Annotated in this window: 18 protein-coding genes; 8 read left to right on the forward strand and 10 right to left on the reverse strand. The window is 69.4% G+C overall.

Annotated elements, in window-relative coordinates; translation table 11 throughout:
* Nucleotides 1–141: 141 nt before the first annotated feature.
* The 3 genes from VZL07_RS21035 to VZL07_RS21045 all read right to left on the reverse strand — a co-directional run bounded on the left by VZL07_RS21035 (nucleotide 142) and on the right by VZL07_RS21045 (nucleotide 3,048).
* On the reverse strand, nucleotides 142–924 hold the full coding sequence (locus tag VZL07_RS21035; RefSeq protein WP_426749374.1) for a TatD family hydrolase: 783 nt from the start codon (nucleotides 922–924) through the stop codon (nucleotides 142–144).
* Nucleotides 925–927: 3 nt separating this feature from the next.
* Nucleotides 928–2,691, reverse strand: coding sequence for a gamma-glutamyltransferase (ggt, locus tag VZL07_RS21040; protein WP_426757339.1), 1,764 nt, complete (start codon nucleotides 2,689–2,691; stop codon nucleotides 928–930).
* Nucleotides 2,692–2,898: 207 nt separating this feature from the next.
* Entirely contained in the window at nucleotides 2,899–3,048 is a 150-nt protein-coding gene (locus VZL07_RS21045) for a hypothetical protein (protein ID WP_426749375.1), read from the reverse strand.
* A 108-nt stretch (nucleotides 3,049–3,156) separates the two neighbouring features.
* Between VZL07_RS21045 and glmU the strand changes: the two genes are divergently transcribed.
* Nucleotides 3,157–4,569 (forward strand): bifunctional UDP-N-acetylglucosamine diphosphorylase/glucosamine-1-phosphate N-acetyltransferase GlmU, encoded by a 1,413-nt coding sequence (glmU, locus tag VZL07_RS21050; RefSeq protein WP_426757340.1) that lies wholly within the window; start codon nucleotides 3,157–3,159, stop codon nucleotides 4,567–4,569.
* Between the two features lie 107 nt (nucleotides 4,570–4,676).
* Entirely contained in the window at nucleotides 4,677–6,512 is a 1,836-nt protein-coding gene (gene glmS, locus VZL07_RS21055; protein ID WP_426749376.1) for a glutamine--fructose-6-phosphate transaminase (isomerizing), read from the forward strand.
* A 69-nt stretch (nucleotides 6,513–6,581) separates the two neighbouring features.
* Here glmS and VZL07_RS21060 read toward each other — a convergent pair whose 3' ends face one another.
* From VZL07_RS21060 to VZL07_RS21075, 4 genes are read right to left on the reverse strand one after another with little or no spacing between them, the layout of a single operon-like run.
* Nucleotides 6,582–6,827 (reverse strand): hypothetical protein, encoded by a 246-nt coding sequence (locus VZL07_RS21060; RefSeq protein WP_426749377.1) that lies wholly within the window; start codon nucleotides 6,825–6,827, stop codon nucleotides 6,582–6,584.
* Complete coding sequence (locus VZL07_RS21065) at nucleotides 6,824–7,318, reverse strand: DUF3106 domain-containing protein (protein WP_426749378.1); 495 nt, start codon at nucleotides 7,316–7,318, stop codon at nucleotides 6,824–6,826. The genes VZL07_RS21060 and VZL07_RS21065 overlap by 4 nt, the downstream gene beginning before the upstream one ends.
* Nucleotides 7,315–7,794: an anti-sigma factor family protein gene (locus VZL07_RS21070; RefSeq protein ID WP_426749379.1), complete on the reverse strand. Its 480-nt coding sequence runs from the start codon at nucleotides 7,792–7,794 to the stop codon at nucleotides 7,315–7,317. Before VZL07_RS21070 ends, VZL07_RS21065 begins: the two co-directional genes overlap by 4 nt.
* The gene (locus VZL07_RS21075; RefSeq protein ID WP_426749381.1) at nucleotides 7,791–8,396 is read right to left on the reverse strand and encodes an RNA polymerase sigma factor; all 606 of its coding nucleotides are present in this window, start codon (nucleotides 8,394–8,396) and stop codon (nucleotides 7,791–7,793) included. The genes VZL07_RS21070 and VZL07_RS21075 overlap by 4 nt, the downstream gene beginning before the upstream one ends.
* 85 nt (nucleotides 8,397–8,481) lie before the next feature.
* Between VZL07_RS21075 and VZL07_RS21080 the strand changes: the two genes are divergently transcribed.
* The 4 genes from VZL07_RS21080 to VZL07_RS21095 all read left to right on the forward strand — a co-directional run bounded on the left by VZL07_RS21080 (nucleotide 8,482) and on the right by VZL07_RS21095 (nucleotide 13,934).
* The gene (locus VZL07_RS21080) at nucleotides 8,482–9,285 is read left to right on the forward strand and encodes a hypothetical protein (protein WP_426749382.1); all 804 of its coding nucleotides are present in this window, start codon (nucleotides 8,482–8,484) and stop codon (nucleotides 9,283–9,285) included.
* Between the two features lie 112 nt (nucleotides 9,286–9,397).
* Nucleotides 9,398–10,486: a recombinase RecA gene (gene recA, locus VZL07_RS21085; RefSeq protein WP_426749383.1), complete on the forward strand. Its 1,089-nt coding sequence runs from the start codon at nucleotides 9,398–9,400 to the stop codon at nucleotides 10,484–10,486.
* Nucleotides 10,487–10,724: 238 nt separating this feature from the next.
* On the forward strand, nucleotides 10,725–12,875 hold the full coding sequence (locus VZL07_RS21090; protein ID WP_426749384.1) for an alkaline phosphatase D family protein: 2,151 nt from the start codon (nucleotides 10,725–10,727) through the stop codon (nucleotides 12,873–12,875).
* 159 nt (nucleotides 12,876–13,034) lie between these two features.
* Nucleotides 13,035–13,934 (forward strand): efflux RND transporter periplasmic adaptor subunit, encoded by a 900-nt coding sequence (locus VZL07_RS21095; protein ID WP_426749385.1) that lies wholly within the window; start codon nucleotides 13,035–13,037, stop codon nucleotides 13,932–13,934.
* Between the two features lie 25 nt (nucleotides 13,935–13,959).
* Here VZL07_RS21095 and VZL07_RS21100 read toward each other — a convergent pair whose 3' ends face one another.
* From VZL07_RS21100 to VZL07_RS21110, 3 genes are all read right to left on the reverse strand, one after another.
* Nucleotides 13,960–16,173 (reverse strand): peptidase domain-containing ABC transporter, encoded by a 2,214-nt coding sequence (locus VZL07_RS21100; protein WP_426749386.1) that lies wholly within the window; start codon nucleotides 16,171–16,173, stop codon nucleotides 13,960–13,962.
* Nucleotides 16,174–16,183: 10 nt separating this feature from the next.
* Nucleotides 16,184–17,134, reverse strand: a complete 951-nt coding sequence (locus tag VZL07_RS21105; RefSeq protein WP_426749388.1) for an efflux RND transporter periplasmic adaptor subunit — start codon at nucleotides 17,132–17,134, stop codon at nucleotides 16,184–16,186.
* 109 nt (nucleotides 17,135–17,243) lie between these two features.
* Nucleotides 17,244–20,528, reverse strand: coding sequence for a lantibiotic dehydratase (locus tag VZL07_RS21110; protein ID WP_426749390.1), 3,285 nt, complete (start codon nucleotides 20,526–20,528; stop codon nucleotides 17,244–17,246).
* 162 nt (nucleotides 20,529–20,690) lie between these two features.
* On the opposite strand from VZL07_RS21110, the gene VZL07_RS21115 reads away from it, so the two are divergent.
* Together VZL07_RS21115 and VZL07_RS21120 are read left to right on the forward strand one after the other, a co-directional pair.
* A complete protein-coding gene (locus tag VZL07_RS21115) occupies nucleotides 20,691–20,885 on the forward strand; it encodes a class I lanthipeptide (protein WP_426749391.1) in 195 nt (64 codons plus the stop codon).
* A 385-nt stretch (nucleotides 20,886–21,270) separates the two neighbouring features.
* On the forward strand, nucleotides 21,271–21,453 hold the full coding sequence (locus VZL07_RS21120; protein ID WP_426749393.1) for a hypothetical protein: 183 nt from the start codon (nucleotides 21,271–21,273) through the stop codon (nucleotides 21,451–21,453).
* Nucleotides 21,454–21,544 lie beyond the last annotated feature (91 nt).

Raw genomic sequence — 21,544 nt, forward strand, 5'->3', positions numbered from 1 at the left:
GGGCAACGTGCGCGGGACAGGCGTATTTCCGCGGCGTGCTCCTGGAGGGAATGACGATGAGCGCGCCGTTTCATCGCAAGATTCCGCCACGAATGTCCGCGACCCGGGTCAACTCTCCGGGACCGAGAACCCACCCGTGCGTCAGCCGCCCACCTGGAAGAAGCGGGCGGCATTCTCATGGGTGATGCGGCGGACGATGCGCTCGGACAGGTTGGCCTTGGCCAGGAGGTTGGCGGTGCGCGCCAGGCCGAGGATGTCCCCGGCGCCGTCGCCCGCGTCCGAATTGAGCACGAGCCGCTCGCTGCCCAGGCGCCGCACCAGCGCCACGGCGCGCTCGGCCTTGAGGGCCTCCGGGTGCAGCGTCAGGCCCGCCCAGTGGCCCACCTCCAGGATGGTGCGCACCGTGCGCGCGTTGGCGTGGTCCACCAGCGCGCGCGAGGGCAGCAGGCCGGACTGCCGCAGCAGGGTGAGGATGCGCCGTGTGTGGCGCTCCTTGTCGGTGGTGGGGGTGTGCACCACCACGCGCAGCTTGAGGCTGCGGGCCAGCGCGAGCTGCTCCAGGAAGGCCTCCTCTTCCTCCTCGCCGCCGGCGTGCAGGCCCGTCTCGCCCAGCGCCACCACGCGCCCGCCCTGGAAGTAGTCGGGCAGGGCGGACAGGACCTCGGACAGGCCGCGCCGGGGGATGCAGCGCGGGTGCACGCCCAGGGCCGCGTACGCGCGGATGCCCAGGCGCTCCAGCCGCGGGAGCTGGCGCTCCACCAGGTCATCGAAGTGCCGCAGCAGCGCCTTGGACGTGGGCTCCGGGAAGTGGTGGGCCACCACCAGCGCCCGCTCCACGCCGAAGAAGCGCATGGACTCCAGGTCCTGGTCGCTCAGGCTCTCCGGATGGAGGTGGGCGTCGAAGATGGGCGGCAAGGTCGGCACTGCTCAATCCTGCCCCAGGGCGGCGCCCTCGTTGCGCGGGTCGCTCGCCGAATAGCGCAGCCCCGTCTTCGGGTCGCTGTAGACGGCCTCCGCGTCGCCCCACTGCTCCACGCGGCGCACCTTGTGGCCCTTGGCCTCCAGCGCGGACAGCGTGGCCGGCTCCAGGCCCCAGCGGTCCACCCACAGCTCGTCGGGCAGGTACTGGTGGTGGATGCGGCCCTCGTTCACCGCGCGCGCCACGTCCATGCCGTGGTCCACGATGTTGCTGATGACCTGGATGACGGTGGTGGGGATGGTGGAGCCGCCCGGGCTGCCCACCGCCAGCATGACGCGCCTGGGGTCCTCCTTGGAGAACACCAGCGTGGGGGACATGGAGGACAGGGGCACCTTGCCCGGGGCAATCGCGTTGGGCTCGCCCGTCACCAGGCCGTAGGCGTTGGGCACGCCGGGCTGGGCGGCGAAGTCGTCCATCTCGTCGTTGAGCAGCACGCCGGTGCCCCTGGCCACCACGCACGAGCCGAAGCCGTAGTTCACCGTCGTCGTCATCGCCACCGCGTTGCCGTCCTTGTCGATGACGGAGATGTGCGTGGTGTTCTTCTTCTCCGGCTCGGGCGTGAGGACGGTGTCCTCGTCCGTCAGCGTGGAGCCCTGCACGCCCTCCTTCGGCGCCAGCAGCGACGCGCTGGGCGTGGCCTTCTTCGGGTCGATGGAGCCCGCCAGGTCCGCGACGTGGCCGGCGGACACCAGCCGCGCCAGGGGCACGTCTACGAAGGCCGGGTCGCCCAGGTACTTGGCGCGGTCCACATACGCGCGCCGCACGGCCTCCGCGTAGAGGTGCAGCGCCTCCGGGTCGCGGAAGCCCAGGCCCCGCGGGCGCAGTTGCTCCAGCGCGGTCAGCACCTGGATGACGGCCACGCCGCCCGCGCTCGGCGGAGGCATGGTGAGGATGCGGTGGCCGCGGTAGCGCCCCTCCAGCGGGGCGGGGCTGCGCGTCTTGTAGCGGGCCAGGTCCTCCACCGTCAGCACGCCGCCGCCTTCCTGCACCGTGGTGGCGATGGCCTTCGCCACCGGCCCCGCGTAGAAGGCCTTGGCGCCGCTCTTCGAGATGGCCGTCAGCGTGCGGGCCAGGTCGGGCTGGCGGAGCACGTGGCCCACGGGCGGCGCCTCCCACTGTCCCTGCGCGTTCTTCACCAGGAACACCTTCGCGGCCTCCGCGTCCCGGCTCAGGCAGGCCAGCCGGCCCTCCGCCATGGTGCGGTAGCGCGGCGTCACCCACACGCCCTTCTTCGCCGCCGCGATGGCTGGCGCCAGCACCACCGCCGGCTTGAGCTTGCCGTGGGCCTTGAGCAGCTCCAGATAGCCGGCCACCGCGCCGGGCACCGCCACGCTCAGCGCCCCGTCCGTGGACAGGCCTGGCACCACCTTGCCGTCCTTCACGTACATGTCGCGGGTGGCTTTCGCGGGCGCCACCTCCCGGAAGTCCAGGACCTTCGTGTCGCCGCTCTTGCCGTCGTGCACCAGCGCGAAGCCGCCGCCGCCAATGCCCGAGTGGTAGGGGCCCACCACCGCCGCCACGAAGGCCGCCGCCACCGCGGCGTCCGTGGCGTTGCCGCCCTTCTCCAGCATCTCCAGCGCCGCCGCGCTCGCCTGGGGATACGCGGTGGCCACCGCGCCGCCCCGGTAGGGCCGCGCCGCCTGCGCCACGCCCGCCACCAGCATCACCACCACCACCAGCCCGCGTCGCATCACCGAACTGCGGAAGCTCATCTCCTTCACGGGTTCAGCCCTCCTCGCGCTGTCGGAACAGTCCATCGCTGGCTTTCGTCCTGGGTGATGTGTTACCCGGGCGACACAAGCCTACCCTTCAGTCCGGCGACTCCAGGGGACCAGACGGACTACATGTGTCCGGGTATGCACGAACCGTGTGGCCGGGACCAGGATTTCAGCCCGGCAACATTTTTCTTCTTGGATTGTTCACCATCGGCGTGCATCCTTGTTCCACCATGAATCGCGTTCGGGGGAGCGTATGAGCACGCCGGCCATACCCGAGAAAAAGACGTCACCTGGCGCCGCGCCGTCCACGGCCGAGGTGACGGTCTTCTTGAAGCCCAGCTTCGGCATCACGATTCAACGCAACACCCTGTGCGTCTCGGTCAGTGCGAAGCCACGGCCGGTCGACACCGTCCCGCCTTCTGATCCACGCGCGGTTGACGACTCGATGGGCTGACCCTAATTCTCCGCCGCATGAGCGTTCTGGCGGCGGTGGTGTTGTGCGCGGGCAAGGGCACGCGGATGAAGTCGGAGAAGGCGAAGGTCCTTCACCCCATCCTCGGTCGGCCCCTTTGCGCGTATCCCCTCAAGCGAGCCCTCGAGCTGGGCGCCACCTCGGTGGTCCCCGTGGTGGGCCACCAGGCGGAGGCGGTGGAGAAGGCGGTCCGCGCCCTCTTCCCGGACGCGCCCCTGCGCTTCGCGCTCCAGCGCGAGCAGCGCGGCACCGCGGACGCGGTGCGCTCCGCCGAGGAGGCCCTGAAGGGGTACTCCGGGCGGGTCCTCATCCTCTATGGCGACGTGCCGCTCCTGCGCCGCGAGACGCTGGAGGCGCTGCTGGCCGCCCATGACCAGGCGGGCGGGAAGCTGGCGCTGGTGTCCACCGTGCTGGAGGACCCCACGGGCTATGGCCGGGTCATCCGCGAGGGCGGCCAGGTGACGCGCATCGTGGAGCACAAGGACTGCACCCCGGAGCAGCGCGCGGTGCGCGAGTGCAACGCGGGCATCTACTCCGTGGACGCGGACTTCCTCTGGAAGGCGCTGGCCGAAATCAAACCGCAGAATGCCCAGGGCGAGTACTACCTCACCGACCTGGTGGAGATGGCCGCGAAGCTGGGCCCGGTGGGCTCGGTGGAGGCGGACGCCACGGAGACGGCCGGGGTGAATGACCGGGTGGAGCTGGCCGCCCGGGCGCGTGTGCTCCAGCAGCGCATCAACGAGGCGCACATGCGCGCCGGCGTCACGCTGCTGGACCCCGCCACCGCCTACATCGAGGAAGGCGTCATCGTGGGCCCCGACACGGAGGTGGGCCCCAGCGTCACGCTGGCCGCCGGCACCGTGGTGGGCAAGGGCTGCACCATTGGCCAGGGCAGCGTGCTGCACGCCTCCACCGTGTCGGACGGCACCGTCATCAAGCCCTACTCCGTGCTGGAGGAGGCCCAGGTGGGAGCGCGCAACGTCATCGGGCCCTTCTCGCGGCTGCGCCCCGGGACGGAGCTGGCCGAGGACGTGCATCTGGGCAACTTCGTGGAGACGAAGAAGGCCCGCATCGGAAAAGGTTCGAAGGCCAACCACCTCACGTACCTGGGCGACGCTGTCATTGGTTCAGGGTGCAACGTGGGGGCGGGCACCATCACCTGTAACTATGACGGGGTGAACAAGCACGTCACCGAGCTGGGGGACGGTGTGTTCATCGGCTCCGACACACAGCTCGTCGCGCCTGTGAAGGTGGGGGACGGTTCGTATGTCGGCGCGGGCACCACGGTGACGAAAAATGTGCCTCCCGGGAGCCTCGCTGTGTCCCGGACGCCACAGGTGACCAAGGAAGGTTGGGTGGCCGCCAAGAAGGCACGGCAGGCGAAAGCCCGGGCCGGATAGGCGGCGCGGCTCTTGCTTGGACGACAGGCAGAGCCTTGCCCGGCAGGGATGTAGGGGAATCCCGCGGATTGCTCCGGCGGGCGTGGGCGTGAGAGAGAGGTGCAACTATGTGCGGGATTGTTGGTTACGTCGGTGACAAGGAATCAGCCCCCATCCTGGTGTCGGGCCTGAAGCGGCTCGAGTACCGTGGCTATGACTCGGCGGGCGTGGCGGTGCTGAATCAGCGCAAGCTCAACGTCGTCCGGGCCACGGGCAAGCTCCGCAACCTGGAGAACCGGGTGGTGGCGGACCAGCCGCCGGGGAACATCGGCATCGGCCACACCCGCTGGGCCACCCACGGGCGTCCCTCCGACGAGAACGCGCACCCGCACACGTACAAGGACGTGGCGGTGGTGCACAACGGCATCATCGAGAACCACCTGGCGCTCAAGGAGCAGCTGCGCTCGCGCGGGCACGTCTTCTCCTCGGAGACGGACTCGGAGGTGTTCGCGCACCTCATCTCGGAAGAGCTGGAGCGCGGCCTGGAGCTGCCGGACGCGGTGCGCGCGGCCATCGCCCAGGTGAAGGGCACCTACGCGCTGGCGGTGCTGACGGCCAATGACCCCAGCCGCATCGTCTGCACCAAGGACGCCTCGCCCATGGTGCTGGGCCTGGGGCAGGGGCAGAACTTCGTGGCCAGCGACGTGCCGGCGCTGCTCGAGCACACGCGCGACTTCGTCTACATGGAGGAGGGGGACCTGGCCGTCATCTCCGCGACGGCCGTGGACATCTTCAACCGCCAGGGCCAGAAGGTGAACCGGCCCACCCGCCGCATCGACTGGACGCCGATGATGGCGGAGAAGGGCGGCCACAAGCACTTCATGCACAAGGAAATCTGGGAGCAGCCCCGCGCCATCGCGGACACGCTGCGCGGCCGGATGCTCCTGTCGGAAGGCGACGTCCACTTCGAGGGCTGGAACCTGTCGGCGGAGAAGGTCCGCTCGCTCACCAAGGTCACCATCCTCGCGTGCGGCACCTCGTGGCACTCCGGTGTCGCGGGCAAGCATATGATCGAGTCGCTGGCGCGCCTGCCGGTGGAGGTGGAGCTGGCGAGCGAGTTCCGCTACCGCGACCCCATCGTCGACAACACGCACCTGGCCATCGCCATCAGCCAGTCGGGTGAGACGGCGGACACGCTGGCGGCCTTCAAGGAGGCCAAGGCCCGCGGCGCCACGGCCATGGCCATCTGCAACGTCATTGGCAGCGCGATGACGCGCGAGGCCGACTTCTCCGTGCTCACCAACGCGGGCCCGGAGATTGGCGTGGCGTCCACCAAGGCGTTCACCACGCAGCTGGTGGCCCTGTACCTGCTGGCCGTCAAGCTGGGCCGCATGCGCGGCACCCTGTCCGTGCCGGCGGCGCAGGAGCACCTGACGCACCTGACGAAGGTGCCGAAGATGATTGAGGACGTCCTCAAGTGCGAGCCGGCCGTGACGCGCGTGTCGCGCGAGTTCATGAACGCCCAGGACTTCCTCTTCCTCGGCCGCGGCCCCATGCACCCGGTGGCGCTGGAGGGCGCGCTCAAGCTGAAGGAAATCTCGTACATCCACGCGGAGGGCTACGCGGGGGGGGAGATGAAGCACGGCCCCATCGCGCTCATCGACGACAAGCTGCCGGTGGTCGTCATCGCCCCGAAGCAGCCGCACGTGGCCTACGAGAAAATCATCGGCAACATCGAGGAGGTCCGCGCGCGCGGTGGCAAGGTGATTGCCATCATCGACGAGGACGACGAGCACGTGGCCTCGCTGGCCGACCACGTCATCCGGATTCCGCCCGCCTGCGCGCTGCTGGCGCCGGTGGTGGCCACCATCCCCCTGCAGTTGCTCGCCTACCACGTGGCGGACCTGCGCGGGAACGACGTGGACCAGCCGCGCAACCTCGCCAAGAGCGTGACGGTGGAGTAGCCGCGGCGACGTCGCGGACGTGAAGCTCCCGGAGCCCGGGCCCCACGTGGGGGCTCGGGCTTCGTCGTTTCAGTCGTCCCGGCTCAGCTCCAGCAGCAACTCCAGGTCCCCGGCGGCGTCGAGGTCCTCCAGCAGCTCCAGGTGGTCGACGACCTCGCGGTCCTCCTCGGTTGGCGTGGCCTCGGGGCGCGGCGGCTCGCCGGGTGGGGGCGGCTTCGCGGGGCCGGCGGGCGGAGGCTCCTCGGGCGGCTGGGCCGTGGCGGACGTGGCGCCCAGCACCAGCGCGCACAGCACGGCGGACAGCGGCCTGCTCACCGGCGCCGCCTTTCGCGCAGCCGCTCCCGGACCTCCTGCCGCTGCTCGGGCGACATCTCCCGCCAGCGCCGCATGTTCTCCAGCAGCTGCTCGCGGCGCTCCGGGTTCTCCTTCAGGTACTGGCGGATGCGCTGGCGCAGCTCGGCGCGCTGCTCCGGGTCCAGCTTCCTCAGCTCACGGACGCGCTCGCGCAGGGCCTGCCGTTCGGCGGGAGGGAGGCGCTGGAGCTCGCGCAGGTTGGCGCGGATGCGCTCGCGCTCCTCGGGCGGCAGCTGGCGCCAGCGCTGCAGGTTGGCGCGGATGCGCGCCTGCTCCGCCGGGGGCATCGCCTTGAACTCGCGCAGCTTCGCGCGCAGCGCGTCCTTCTGCGCCGGCGTCATCTGCTCGAAGCGCTCGGCCGCCGTCCGGGGCGCCTGCGTCTGCGCGCGCGCGGCGGCGCCCGCCACCAGCGCGACCACCAGCCCCAGCGCGGCCAGGTTCCGTCCCATCATTGCACCCCCTCCAGCTCATGGAGGTTCGCGACCACCTCCAGGTCATCCAGGCTGTCGAGCCCGAGCAGCTCATAGTCCTCGGCCAGCTCCAGGTTCGCGGCCAGCTCCATGGCGGACGCCTCCTCCAGCTCCAGCGGCGCGTCCTGGGCCGGGCCCACCGTGAGCAGCGACACCGCGAGCACCGCCGCCAGCCCGGTGGCGGGCACCAGCACCGCTGGCCGCAGCCAGGCCTTCAGCCGTTCCCACCCGGGCGCCGGCAGCGCGTCCAGCTTCGCGAGCACCGCGCGGCGGGTGGCCTGGGAGGGCTCGAAGGCGGGCAGCTCCGCCATCCGCGCCACGGTGGTGCGCAGGAGCGCCGCCGTGGCGCGGCAGGCCGCGCAGGTGTCCAGGTGGGCACGCACCTGGGCTTCGCGGGTGGCTGGCAGCTCGCCGTCCCCCCACGCCGTCAAATCGTCCTCGAAGTCAGCACAGCTCATGCCCTGCTCCTCGCGAGCATGGTGCCCGCCTGCAGCGCTTCAATCCTGCGCGCCACCGCCAGCGTGGCGCGGTGGATGAGGCTCTTCACGGCGGACTCGCTCGCCTCGAGCGCCTCCGCGATGTCCCGGTACGCCATGCCCTCGAAGCGGCACATGGTGAAGGCCGCGCGCTCGCGGGCGCTCATGTCCGCCAGCGCCGCGCTCACGGCCTGCTCCAGCTCCCGGCCCTCCAGCGCGGCATCGGGCCGGTCACCCTGGGCGCCTTCCACCTCGACGCCGCCTGTCTCGGCTGCGTCCGGCGCGCTGGAGGACGTGGGCGTCATCCGGTACTCGCCGCGCCTCAGCTCGTTGAGGCAGTGGTTGGTGGCCACGCGGAAGAGGAAGGTCTTGAAGCGCGCGGTGGGCTGGTAGGCCCGCGCGTTCCGGTAGAGCTTCACGAAGATGTCCTGCGTCAGCTCCTCCGCGCGCTCCCGGTCGCCCACGAAGCGGAACGCGAAGCGCGCCACGCTCGCGTGATAGCGGTCGAACAGCCAGGCAAAGGCCTGCCGGTCCCCCGCCGCCACCTTCAACATCGCTTGTGCGTCCGAGTCCGCGTCGTCCACGCCGACATCAACCCCGTTGTCCGGTGGAAGTTGCGGGGACCCTTCGCTTTGAACCTTCCCGGGGGCCGTGGCTACAGTTTCCGCCATGTCCGATGCGCCGCGCCTACATTCGCCTACGCCGCGGTCCACGGAGGGGGAGGACGCGGCGCCGCGCACGGACGTCGCGGCGTGGGTGCCGCCCGACGACGACGCGCCCACGCTACCGCCCACCGGCGCGTTCGCGCGGCACCGGGGAAAACCCACGCCCCACCTGGACCTGCCGCTGCCGGTGCTGGTGCTCATCGAGCAGGCCCAGCAGGCCCGGGGCCTTCCGGAGGCGCATCGCCATGCGGTGGCGGAGCGGCTGAACGCGCAACTGGCCCGGATGGCCCAGGCGGGGGGAGACCGGCTGGTGGCGGACACCTTCTTGCGGCTCCTGGAGCGCGGTCAGCTCGAGGGCCTGGTGGATGCGAAGGGGCGCTCCTGCCGCGCGGCGGCCGTGGAGGCCCTGCTGTCGCTGGGCTTTCCCTATGCTTTGGAGGTCCGCCCGGAGGACCTGGAGCACCTGCGCGACAACGCCCGGCAGCAGCAGGCCATGTCGCGGGTAAGGCCCTATGCGTCCATGGCGGTGGTGGTGGGAGGCCTCTGGGCCCAGTGGCTCCAGGAGGCCCTCCGTCCGAACAAGGACGCCGGCCTGCTCACCCTGCAGGTGGGGCTGACGCTGATGGCCATGGCCGCCTTGTGGCTTGCTCCGCCCCGGACGCCCGTGTACCGGGTGGGGATGCTGCTGCTGGCGGTGGTCTCCCTCGTCGGGGTGGCGCTGCCGCTCCTGGCCGGGGCGCCCATGGGCATCTGGGCGGGGTTGGCGGGGCTGGTGGCCGCCTTCCTGGCTGCCCTCCGCGAGGGCTGACCGGCAGGATGCAGCGCGGATGTCAGAGGGGTGGACTAGGGTCTACCCATCGCGTACTAAAAGCGCGTTCAGGTGAGCCGGGGTGGCTTGCCAATACAAGGAGCTACGAACAATGGCCGTGAATCAGGAGAAGGAAAAGGCGATCGAACTGGCGATGTCCGCGGTGGAGCGCCAGTTCGGCAAGGGGTCCATCATGCGGCTCGGCAATGACGAGCCGCTGATGCGAGACGTTCAGGCCATCCCGACGGGCTCCATCTCGCTGGACATCGCCCTGGGCGTTGGTGGTGTGCCCAAGGGCCGCATCATCGAAATCTTCGGGCCGGAGTCCTCCGGTAAGACGACGCTGTGTCTCCACATCGTCGCGGAAGCGCAGAAGCGCGGCGGCATCTGCGGCTACGTGGACGCGGAGCACGCGCTGGACGTGGGCTACGCGCGCAAGCTGGGCGTGCGCACCGATGACCTGCTGCTGAGCCAGCCGGACACCGGTGAGCAGGCGCTGGAAATCGCGGAGATGCTGGTGCGCTCGGGCGCCATCGACGTGCTGGTGGTGGACTCGGTGGCCGCGCTCGTTCCGAAGGCGGAGCTCGAGGGTGAGATGGGCGACGCGCACATGGGCGTGCAGGCCCGCCTCATGAGCCAGGCGCTGCGCAAGCTCACGGGCACCATCGCCAAGAGCCAGACGTGCGTCATCTTCATCAACCAGATCCGCATGAAGATTGGCGTGATGTTCGGCAACCCGGAGACGACGACGGGCGGCAACGCGCTGAAGTTCTACGCGTCGCAGCGCCTGGACATCCGCCGCATCGGCGCCATCAAGAATGGTGAGAACGTGGTGGGCAGCCGCACGCGCGTGAAGGTGGTGAAGAACAAGGTCGCGCCGCCGTTCAAGGAAGTCGAGTTCGACATCATGTACGGCACGGGCATCTCCCGTGAGGGCGACCTCATCGACCTGGCCTCCAACGAGAGCATCGTGGAGAAGAGCGGCAGCTGGTTCTCCTTCAACGGAGAGCGCATCGGCCAGGGCCGGGAGAACGTGAAGGACTACCTGCGCGAGCACCCGGAGGTGATGAAGGACATCGAGGCCCGCGTGCTGGAGAAGTACGGCATCACCAAGACGCAGGGGCCCCTGGCCGCGGTGCCGGACGAGGCGCCCGCGGACGGCGGTGGCGAGAAGCGCGGCCGCGTGAAGGCGGTGAAGTAGTCCGGCCCCCGGGGCGCTGTTCCCGGAATGCCGTGATTGCCGTGTGAAGTGAGAGGGCCGTCCACCGCGAGGTGGGCGGCCCTTTTGCTTGGCGTCCGGTGTTCCCGAGGGGCTTTTCGTACCGGGCGTGGGTGACACGGCGCGTTGTCATTTCATCCCGCGGGATGTTTCCTGGCAGGCGGAAGGGCGCTCTAGACTCGCGGCCCTGTTTCCTAACCCGCGCAACCGGAGTTCCGCCTTGTTCGACCGATTCAAACGCCGCAGTTTCCTCCAGGCCGCCGTCGCCGTTGCCGCGACCACTGCGTTCGGATGTTCCGATGACGAGACGTCGTCGGATGCTGGCGAGAGGTACTTCCCGCAGTCGGTGTGCTCGGGTGATCCGCGTCCGGACAGCGTGGTGCTGTGGGTGCGCGCGGTGGACCCGGACAACGCGGGGGCGGACACGCAGGTGCGCCTGGAGGTGTCCACCAGCGAGTCGTTCAACAGCCTGGTGCTGGACCAGCAGTTCACCGCGCAGGCGCGCTTCGACCATGCGCTGAAGGTGAAGGTCACCAACCTGTCGGCGCGCACGACGTACTACTACCGCTTCAGCATCAACAAGGATGGCCAGCGCTACACCACGGCGACGGGCCGCACCCGCACCGCGCCGGCCGCCGGTGATGACGTGCCGGTGAAGTTCGTCTTCGCCAGCTGCCAGGACTACATCGGCCGCTACTACAACGCCTGGCAGCGGCTCCTGCAGCTGGACGAGGACCTCGACTTCATCGTGTTCCTCGGCGACTACATCTACGAGACGACGGGCGACGCGTCCTTCCAGTCCGTGGATGGCCGCGGTGTCGTCTTCAGCGAGCCGGAGAAGGCGCTTCGCCAGGGCACTGGCCTGACGGCGTTCTACGCGGCCAACTCGCTGTCCAACTACCGCGACCTCTACAAGAACCTGCGCACGGACAAGATCATCCAGCGGGTGCACGAGCGCTACGCCTTCATCATCACGTGGGATGACCACGAGTTCTCCGATGACTGCTGGGGCGACGTCGCGACGTACACGGACGAGCGCGCCAACGAGAAGCAGACGGAGCGCCGCCGCAACGCCGAGCAGGCCTTCTTCGAGTACATCCCCATGGACCACGGCGCGAGCGCCGGTGCCATCGACATCAACGCGGTGGTGAGCCAGCCGACGCGCATCTACCGCGACTTCGAGTTCGGCCGGAACCTGAAGCTGCTGGTGACGGACACGCGCACCTACCGCCCGGACCACCTCATCCCCGAGGACGCGTACCCGGGCGCGGTGGCAATCGTGGCGGAGCAGCTGCAGATGGTGCTGCCGACGCTGCCCGAGGCCGTCCAGGCGCAGCTCCAGTCGGACATGTTCGCCTACGTGGACATCGACGCGCCGGAGCTCGCGCCGTACAAGGAGGTGCTCCAGGGCGTGTACGTGCAGCAGGCGGTCGCCGCGGGCCTGACCCAGGAAGAGGCGGCCGCCAAGGCCGCGCACTGGGTGCAGGGCGGCCAGGCGCTCCTCTACGTCAACCAGGTGCTGGCCGCGGTGAACCAGGCGCGGGTGGCGGCGGGCGAGGACCCCATCCCGACCCTCCCCGCCACGGGCGCGCCGCGCGGCCTGGCCTACGCGCACATGGGCAAGACGGGCCTGTTCGGCATGCAGGGCTCGCGCTACGTCGTGGTGAAGCCCATCTTCGACCTGTTCGCGGCCATCAAGTACATGGGCTCCACGGGCGCCACGGAGAACATCTTCGGCGCCGAGCAGCAGGCGTGGCTCCAGGAGTCGGTGACGCAGGCGACCAACGCGTGGAAGATCATCGTCTCCTCCATCTCGCTCACCTCCATGGTGTTCAAGCTGAGCGACAAGGCGGACGTCCCGGACCCCACGCTGCGCCAGGACTTCTACTTCAACGTGGACCAGTGGGACGGCTTCCCCACCAAGAAGCAGGAGTTCTTGAAGTTCCTGCGCGACAACCAGGTGCAGAACGCGATGTTCATCTCGGGTGACATCCACGCGTCCTTCGCGTCCGTGGAGTCCGGCATCCCCGCGCTGACGGCGCCGGCCATCTCCTCGGGCTCCATCAAGGAGCTGGCGGGCCTGGCCGTCATCGGCGCCGGCTTCTCGACGGGCAGCACGGTGTACCGGTACATCGTGACGGAGCTGGACAAGTCGCTGAAGGAGGCGCACCCCGGCATGACCTTCGTGGACGGAGACGCCCACGGCTTCGTGGTGCTGGAGGTCAGCGGCACCGAGGCCAAGGCCGCCTTCCACCTCATCCCGAGCTCCGAGGTGGCCAAGGACTACTCGCTGCGCCAGCCGAACGAGCTGACGGAGAAGTTCGTCCGCCGCGACTTCGTCATCCGGGACGGCGCCATCACCGCCGCCTGAGTGGAGAAGGCCTCACCTTCATGGTGATGAGGTGCGAGGGCCGCGCCGGGAGCCACGTGCTCCGGGCCGCGGCCCTCGGCCGTTTCGGGGCGGGGTGGGCCCGGTGTAACGTAGGCGTCGCATGGATGCCTGGGTTCCCTTCAGCAACGAGCGAGTGGCGTGAGTCGGAAGGCTTCTGCAAAGGCCTTTCGGCGCCTGGGCCGCTGGCTGGTGGTGGCCGCGCTGACGGGCGCACCCGGGGTGGGCGCGAAGCCGCCTGCCCCGGTGGCGCCGGAAGAAGGGCGCGCGTCCACGTCGGATTCGCTCGTGGGCGTGGTGGTCGCCCACCACTCGCTGGACATGACGTCGCAGCAGAGTGGGCGGCTCCAGGTGCTCAAGGTCCGGTTGGGCGAGCGCGTCGAAGCAGGGCAGGTGGTCGCCCAGCTGGAGCTGGAGCCGCTCCAGCTGGAGACGGCGGTTCGCAAGGCCCAGCTCCAGGCGGCCCAGGCGGAGGTGAGCCGCACCGAGTTGCTCCTGGTCCAGGCACAGCAGCGGCTGAAGCGGGAGCAGAGCATCCGCGAGTTCACCGCCGCCGAAGCGGTGGAGTCAGCGGAGACGGACGTCGCCCTGGCGAAGGTCAACGTGGAGGTCGCGCAGGCCCGCCGCGCGGAAGCGAAGGCACTGCTCGACGCGGCCAGCCGCAACCTGGAGACCGCGATGCTCCGCGCGCCCTTCGCGGGCCGCGTCACCGAGCTGTACCAGGCCCCCGGCGTCATGGTGGGCCCCGCGACGGCCATCCTGCGGCTCGTGAGTGAGGAGCTCCGGCTGCGCTTCGCCGTGCCGGAGCACCTGGCGACCTCGGTTCGCGCCGGCACCCGTATCCAGGTGCGCCTGCCCGCGCTCGGCATGACACTGACCGGGGCGGTGGACAGCCTTGCGCCCGAGGTGGACCCGGCCTCACGCCACCAGAAGGCCGAGGCCCGGCTGTTCCTGGAAGGGGCACAGCGCGAGCAGCTCGCCACCGGCCTGCTGGCCGAGGTGGAGCTGGTGCCCGCCCCCGTGTCGAAGCACACGCCCTGAGGCGGCGGGCACGCCCGCCGCCCGCTCAGCCCGCCAGCTTCTGCTGCTCGTGGCGGTCATGGTTCGCCACGAGCTCGAAGTAGTGCCCCTGCTGGGCCATCAGCTCGTCGTGGCGACCCTGCTCCACCAGCCGTCCCTGGTCCATGACGAGGATGAGGTCCGCGTCACGGATGGTGCTCAGCCGGTGGGCAATCACGACGCGCGTGCAGCGAAGCTCCGCGATGGCGTCCTGGACGGCGCGCTCCGTCTTGGTGTCCAGCGCGTTGGTGGCCTCGTCCAGCAGGAGGATGGCGGGGCTGTGCACGAGCGAGCGCGCCAGCGCGAGGCGCTGGCGCTGGCCTCCGGACAGGGAGTGGCCCATGTCGCTCAGGACGGTCTCGTACTTCATGGGCATCGCCATGATTTCGTCGTGAATCTGCGCCCGCCGGGCCGCATCGAGTACCTGCTCGAAGGGGAGGTTCGGGTCGGAGTAGGCGATATTCCGGCGGATGTCTCCATGGAAGAGCGCGGGGTTCTGGAGCACGGCCCCCATCTGCCGTCGCATGTCCCGCAGGTCCAGCTCACGCAGGGAGACGCCGTCGTAGAGGATGTCCCCCTGGGTCGGCAGATAGAGCCCGAGGAGCAGGTGCGCCATCGTCGACTTGCCCGCGCCAGAGCGACCCACGATGGCCACGAACTGTCCGGGCTGGATGCTCACGCTGACGTCGTGAATGACCGGCGTCGCCCGGCTGCCGTATTGGAAGGAGACGTGTTCCACCTGGATGCCCCCCTGGAGCCTGTGGGCCCGGCGGGGCGTGTCGTCCGTCTGCTCCGGCTTTGCCTGGAGGATGTCGTCCACGCGGTCCAGATAGCTGCCCACCAGCTGGAGCTGGAAGGCGGTGGCGACCAGGCTGGAGATGGGGGTCAGGAAGTTCCCCGCCAGGGCGTTGATGGAGAGCATTTCTCCCAGCGTCAGCTCCTGCTGGTCCAGGACGAGCCAGGTGCCCACGGCCAGGGTGGCGAGCGGGGACGCCATGCGCAGGGTGGCGGTGAGCGAGTCCGTCAGCGCGGAGAGGCGGCCCCGGTCCAGTGAAACGTTGAGCACGTCGACGTAGAGGTTGGACCAGTGCTGCACGGCCCGGTCCTCCAGCCCCATGGCCTTGAGCGTCTGCATGCCGTTGAAGAGCTCCACCTCGTAGTTCTGCGCGCTGGCAGTCACTTCCAGGCTGCGGGACATCAGCTCCCGCTGGCGCTTGCGCGCGAAGAGGAAGACGAGCACCTGCAGCGCCGCGAGCCCCAACGCGAGAAAGGCGAGCGGCCGGCTGCCGTAGAACAGCAGCGCCAGGTAGATGAAGACCAGGAGCCCGTCCAGGACGGCGGACAGCGCGCCCGAGGTGAGCAGCTCGCGCACCGTCGCGTTGCTGTTGAGCCGGCTCATCAGGTCGCCCGTCGAGCGCAGCTGCAGGAAGGAGAAGGGCAGCCGCACCAGGTGGTCCAGGAAGCCCACGGTCATCCGGGCATCCAGGTAGGTCCGCAGGTGCAGCAGCAGGTGCGCGCGGACCAGCGAGGAGATGAACTGGAAGACGACCAGGAGCCCCATGCCGGCGGCGAGGATGCCCAGCAGTGTGGTGTCCCCGCTGGGGACGACGCGGTCCACCACCGCGCCGGTGAGGGAGGGCAGCGCCAGCGCGAACAGCTGCAGGAGCACCGACATGACGACCACCCGCCGCAAGGTGGCGCCACGCTCGGCGATGAGCCGGACATAGCGGCGGGGACCGCGGACGGTGCCGCCCGGCGCGAAGGCCTCGGACGGTTCGAAGAGCAGCGCGACGCCGGTGAAGGACTTGCGGAACTGCTCCATCGGGACGATGCGCCGGCCGAAGCCCGGGTCCACCAGCTCCACGCCCTTCGAGGTCAGCCGCTCGAACACGACGAAGTGGCGGAACTCCCAGTGGAGGATGGTGGCGGGCTCCAGCAGGTGCAGCTCGTCGATGTCCACGCGCGCGGCCCGTCCCACCAGCCCGAAGCGCTGGCCCGCCTCGAGCAAGGCCGTGGCACTCACGCCGCGCAGCGTGAGGCCGGTGGCGGTGTGCACGTCATCCAGCTCGACTCGCCGCCCCCAGTAGCCGAGCACCATCGCCAGGCACGCGGCGCCGCAGTCCGTGGCCGTCAACTGGGCGATGAAGGGCACGCGCCTGCGCCGCAGGTGCTCGCCGATGCGTCCCAGGGCCGGAAAGCGGTCGAAAAGAGAGTTCGACACTTCGTTGTCGTCAGCCACGCTTTTTCCCGAGAAGCTCGAGCACTGGCAGCAGCGTCGTCCAGCCGTTGCGGACGCGCACGCGGACCCAGGCGATGCCAGGCATGCCCGTGTAATAGGAGTAGCTCCGCCCGTCGACGTCGAAGGTCGCTCCAGGCAGGCGGCCTTCCACCGCGACGTGCGGGCCTTGTAAGGGCAGGGCGTCCCCCAGGCCGGGGCCCAGGTAGCGCCGCACCTCGGCGGGCCCCACCAGCTCGTCACTGACGGAGGTCACCTGGAAGTACTGGTAGGCGTAGGGAAAGCCCGCCACCTCCATGCGAATCTGCTGGCCGGGCTCGAGCATGGGCCGGTACTGGCCCGGCACGAGCGCCAGCGCGAAGGCCTCGGAGCCGTCCTGGAGGATGGAGGCCACCGCCTGTCCCGCGCTGAGGTACTGGTTCTCCCGCACGCGCACGTCGTAGATGCGACCGCTGACCGTGGCACGCAGGATACGCTCCGACAGCCGCGCCTCGCTCAGGTCCACCTGGCTGCGCAGCGAGGACAGCGCCTGTCGGGACGCGGCGTCGAGCGGGTTCAGCAGGCCGGCCGCCAGCTGGGCGCGGAACTCCTGCGTCATGCGGCTGCGCTCGGCCTGCTCCACGGGCGAGTGCAGCTCCACCAGCGGTTGGCCTGCCTGGACGTATTGTCCCCGCTCCACCAGCACCTTGCTGACGCGTCCAGCGGAGGTGACGGTCAGGTCCTCCAGGCCTCGGACCTGGATGAGCACGGGCCCCGTCGCATAGTCATTGATTTCCACGACGGTGAGGCCAATGGCCAGGATGAGCGCCAGCACGAGGATGATCCAATACGTGACGCGTGCCCAGAGCGGGTCGACCCGGAGGAGGTTTCCCCGGACCTCCGGACGGGCATAGTGGTCGAGCGCTTCCTGGCGGAAGATCGACGACTGGTGCGGGTTCTCGCTCATCCCTTCCTCGGTGCGCAGGCTCGAAACGATAGCGAATGCGCCGGAGCACACCAACCGTGTGGCCCGGCTGCTGCCCGGCCAGCCAGGCGTGGACCGATGCGCTCGGGACTCATGCCACCCCCTTGCGCGTCCGCGCCCGCTGCGAGCGGTAGAGCCGCGTCAGGAAGTCGTAGAGGATGAGCTCCTGGGCGCGGTGGTCGCTCACGAGCAGCCGGTTGACGTGCATGTGCAGGAAGCCCTCTGCCAGCATCGCCAGGGGCACGGCCAATCGACCCGCCTGGTCCGCGGCCTGGAGTTGCTCCGCGATGGGACGGAGCCGGAGGTCGCGCTGGGCGAAGGCGTCCAGGCCCGCGCGCCAGGGCTCGGTGCCGGGGGACGCGCCGTCGAGCAGCGTCTCCAGCGCGCGGCGCTCCTTGCGGAAGCGCTGGCTTAGCTGGTCCTCGAAGTGGGCGTTGACCTTGAACTCCACGCCAAAAGCCGCCCTGCAACGGCTCACCAGGGCCAGCTTCGCCTCGAGCGACAGGCCCAGGATGTTCATCAACGCGTCCATCCCCCGCAGCGCCAGCTGCCAGCGCAGGTCGGCGCCGGTGTCGCCTGGATAGGCCTCCAGGATGGCCAGCACGGCGTCGCTGTCGGCCGCGAAGAGCTGCTCCGCCAGCGCGATGCCCGCGGGGCCGCCGTAGCGTTCGACCTCGCGCTCATAGGTATCGAGCTGGAGCTTCCAGCCCTCCCCACTGGCCAGGGCGCTCGCGCACGCGCGCTGGAGCAGCGGCAGGGCCTCCGCGTGCAGGCGCTCCGGGCTCCCGTGCAGCCGAAGGCGCAGGTGCCAGTCCGGGTCCCCGAAGCGGAGGAAGAACCAGTGGGACAACGCCCCGGACGCGGTGAGCTGCCGGAGGATGGGCGCGAGCGTGAGGCCCAGGAGCCGGTCCACGGTGGCCGTGCCCGTGTAGAGCTTGGCGTAGAGCCACTCGGAGCCCGGGGGGAAGGTGCGCACGACGGGCGTCGGCGCGGCGGGCGGTTGGGAGACGGTGGTCTTCAGCGGCTCGCGCCGGTGGAAGCTCAGCACCACTTCGTTCATGTAGTGGCCGTCCGGACCGGTGACGCAGAGCTCGCCGCGTGTGGGATGGAGCTCCTCCAGCGTCACGCCCGTGGGCCGGTTACGGGTGAGCTGGACGAAGGTGTCCACGCTCAGCACGTTGTCCAGATCGATGGGGAGCTGGTTGTCTCCATCCTTGAGGCAGACCCAGCGGGGCAGCCGTGCGTCCTGGCGGAAGCGCTGGAGCGCTTCGTAGCGGAGGCTTCGCTCCGTCGCGCCCCAGGCCTTGAGCGTGTCGGCGCTCACGTTCCAGCGGGCCAGCGCCAGCACCGTCCGGCCATGGACCACCCGGGGCAGGAAGGGAGCGTGGACCAGGGGGCCCCAGGAGAACGCGAGGTTCTGGACGCCCTGCTGTTGGAGCTGGCCCAGGAAGCGGTAGGGCCCCAGGCCGAAGGAGCTGTAGTTATGGGCGTGCGTCAGGCGCGGAATGACTTCCTTGCCCAGCGTGCGTGAGCGGAGCACGAGGCGGTCTTGCTCCACGGAGAGCCACAGGTCCGATAACTCGAGCTGGTGCTCGGCGGGAACGCCGGACTGCCCCATGAAGACGATGTCCATCTCGCGCAGCGCGGGGCGGCAGATGACGTTGCCCATGCGGCCTTGCGGCAGGTGGACGACCTCCGCGAAGACGGCGTGGGGCCGCAGGGCCTCCTCCGCGCGCAGGTGCGCTCGCGTCGCCGCCTCGAGCTCGGGGTCGGCGTGGCAGAAGCGCCCCAGCATCACCGCGCCGGAGGGGCCGCTGACGCTCTCCAGGATGAACTGGAAGTCGCCACGGTCCACGTGCTCGCCGCTTGGGGCCAGCAGGGTCCCCATGACGCCGAAGGCGTCCGGCAATGGCAGTCTGTTCTTCGCCTCCATCGCGCGGAGGTCGTCCTCCGTCAGCTCGAGCTCCCGCGACTTCTCGCGCCAGCACGCTTCCAAGCGGCCCAGCAGGTGCTTCCACCGCGCGCCCTCGGCGAAGCGCCGCTCTCCGCCCTGCGGTGGAAAGCCAAAGCCCTGGAGGAGCGAGCCGGTGCCACTCCCGCCGCCACCGTCGAACGCGAACCCGACGCCCGTTTCCTCGTCGAGCGCCTCCAGCAGGGGGACTGCGCGGTTCTCATAGCGCGCGGCGAAGCGCCGCTGGAACCGCGCCAGCGCGGTGTCCGAGGCATTGCTGGGTGAGATGCGGTGGAGGGCCTCGACGCCGTCCCGGATGGCCTCCACGACCTTGGGCGAGAGCGACGCCTGCTGCGTGGGGCGGACCATGTCCACCTGGAAGAGCCGCGGCAGCTCCGCGGGGACGGGCAGCCCTTGCAGGAGCTGGGCGGCGGCCTGATACGCGTCGGTGGGGACGCCGGGAGGCGAGGCGTCGATGCGGCGGAGTGCCTCGTGCACGGCGGCCAGCTTCTCCCGAGTGGCCTGAAGCGCTGGCAGGCCTTCCGCCTTCTCCAGCAGATACGGAACGGGCTCGGGCCCTGTCAGCGGGGGCGCCCACGTGGGCACCAGGACCTGGGACTCGACGAGCTCGTCGATGAAGGCCCTGGCGTCCTCCATGCCGACCTCTGCGTCATCCACGGTCAGCGCGGTGGCGAGCGCCTCCAGGGATTGGCCTCCGCGGGCGCGCTCCAGCGTGGCTTGCAGATAGGGGGACGTCTCCACGGCGACCAGGTGGTAGCGCCGCTCGCGGCCGGTATGCCGCATCTCCATGTAGCGAAGCCGCCCGGCGACTGAATAGAGGCTGGAGTTCGGCACGTACTGGAGCGCGTCACGGACCCCCGGCTCGCGCTGGACCTTCTCCACGAGCGCGCAGACATAGTCCATGTCCAGCCGCGTGTGCCGGCGCAGGTGCTCACGGGGCGCGAGGCTCAACTGCGTCGTCTCGCCCAGCCGGCCCACGGAGAGCCCCGCGAACAATCCGAAGGGCGTGCAGCGCCCCGCCATCCGGGCGAAGTACCGCACCAGCGTCCGCTCGACCTTCTTGCCCTGCTCGGAGTCGGCATCCTTCAGCCAGTAGTGCATGCTCTCGATGAGCGGTGGCGAGGCGATGAAGAGCGACTCCCGGATGAGCGGGTCCTCGAGCCGCTCTCTCAGCCGAGCTCTGAGCAGCCGTTGGTCGCTCTCGAGCGCGGCCTCCCGTGTCTCAGGTCCCGCGCCAGGCGCGGTGAGGCCCTGGCTCCACGATTCCAACGCGTCGAATGAGAGCAGCGGTGTCCTCAGGACGAAGCACTGACCGGCAATCCAAGGAGAGTCACGCTCGACGCGGGAAGTGCGATTGGACTCACGCACTTGAGCCTTGTGCAGGGACGAAGACGGGGGATGCATGGTGGGCTCACCTGGGACAGGGCTTCGTAAGACATCTACCCGTATTCTATTCTAGTCCAGCAAAAGCAGGGCCCCGTCTTGAAACGCTGATGGGGACGTGGAAAGCTGGTTTGGCAGTTCCCTGAATGTGCATGTGTGTTGTCCCGCCTCAATTCACCGGAGATGAACGAGATGAATGCTCAGGCCTCCAAGAAGCTGTCCCTCAAGAAGGAAACCCTCCGTCCGCTGAATGAGAGCGAGATGGGGCAGTTGGACGGCGCCGTCGGCGGTGTTTCCCTCATCACCATCACGACAGGCCCTTCCGTGACCATCACCATCACGACCATGACCATCACCGAGACGGTCGTCGAACGCTGACGGAACGCCCCTCCAGGAGTCCAGGCGCGGGCCGTCCGCTGCCTGAGCCCGCGGAGGCTTCAGGGCTGACTGAAGGCTGCGGTGATTGTGATGCAATGTGTTGAGGCGACTTCGGGCAGGCTCGGTGGCCTGTCTGGAGGTGCATCCGTTGCAGGGCGCTGCTCTCTCGCTGCAGCGTGTTTCATCACATGCCGAGTGTTGATGCTGCAGGGGGGAGTCTGGGCTTCCCGCAGCGTGTTGTTGCTCGTAGGGTTATTCCTGGATAAAGCATATTGTGGAAAATGCTTTGACTCCTTGAAATTGTTACTTTGCGTGAACTACTCTGCGTGGTGCCGCGACGCCACTGCGTGACGCGGTAATCACCCCTAGACAAGGAGCAATCGCGATGAGCGGTCAGGCCCCCAAGAAGCTGTCCCTGAAGAAGGAGACCCTGCGTCCTCTCGATTCCAACGAGATGGACCAGCTGAACAACGCGGTGGGCGGTGTGACGGTGACGGTCGTTACCGTTACGGCGACCACGGCGACCACGGCGACCACCGTGATGACCCGCGAGGTCGAGGCGAAGTGAGCCAATCGGCAGTGACATCCGTCATTGCCGATGGTGGGCTGCCATCCCGTGGGATGGCAGCCTTTTTACCCGGGGCCTGTCGGACCCGGCT

Origin of the sequence: Pseudomyxococcus flavus, from assembly GCF_050038885.1 — a bacterium.
GTDB lineage: Bacteria > Myxococcota > Myxococcia > Myxococcales > Myxococcaceae > Myxococcus > Myxococcus flavus.

What these genes read in the sequence shown, in the direction of transcription:
- ggt (WP_426757339.1), bottom strand. Translation starts at nt 2,691, where the DNA reads ATGAGCTTCCGCAGTTCGGTGATGCGACGCGGGCTGGTGGTGGTGGTG.
- glmS (WP_426749376.1), top strand. Translation starts at nt 4,677, where the DNA reads ATGTGCGGGATTGTTGGTTACGTCGGTGACAAGGAATCAGCCCCCATC.
- VZL07_RS21065 (WP_426749378.1), bottom strand. Translation starts at nt 7,318, where the DNA reads ATGATGGGACGGAACCTGGCCGCGCTGGGGCTGGTGGTCGCGCTGGTG.
- VZL07_RS21070 (WP_426749379.1), bottom strand. Translation starts at nt 7,794, where the DNA reads ATGAGCTGTGCTGACTTCGAGGACGATTTGACGGCGTGGGGGGACGGC.
- VZL07_RS21080 (WP_426749382.1), top strand. Translation starts at nt 8,482, where the DNA reads ATGTCCGATGCGCCGCGCCTACATTCGCCTACGCCGCGGTCCACGGAG.
- recA (WP_426749383.1), top strand. Translation starts at nt 9,398, where the DNA reads ATGGCCGTGAATCAGGAGAAGGAAAAGGCGATCGAACTGGCGATGTCC.
- VZL07_RS21105 (WP_426749388.1), bottom strand. Translation starts at nt 17,134, where the DNA reads ATGAGCGAGAACCCGCACCAGTCGTCGATCTTCCGCCAGGAAGCGCTC.
- VZL07_RS21110 (WP_426749390.1), bottom strand. Translation starts at nt 20,528, where the DNA reads ATGCATCCCCCGTCTTCGTCCCTGCACAAGGCTCAAGTGCGTGAGTCC.
- VZL07_RS21115 (WP_426749391.1), top strand. Translation starts at nt 20,691, where the DNA reads ATGAACGAGATGAATGCTCAGGCCTCCAAGAAGCTGTCCCTCAAGAAG.
- VZL07_RS21120 (WP_426749393.1), top strand. Translation starts at nt 21,271, where the DNA reads ATGAGCGGTCAGGCCCCCAAGAAGCTGTCCCTGAAGAAGGAGACCCTG.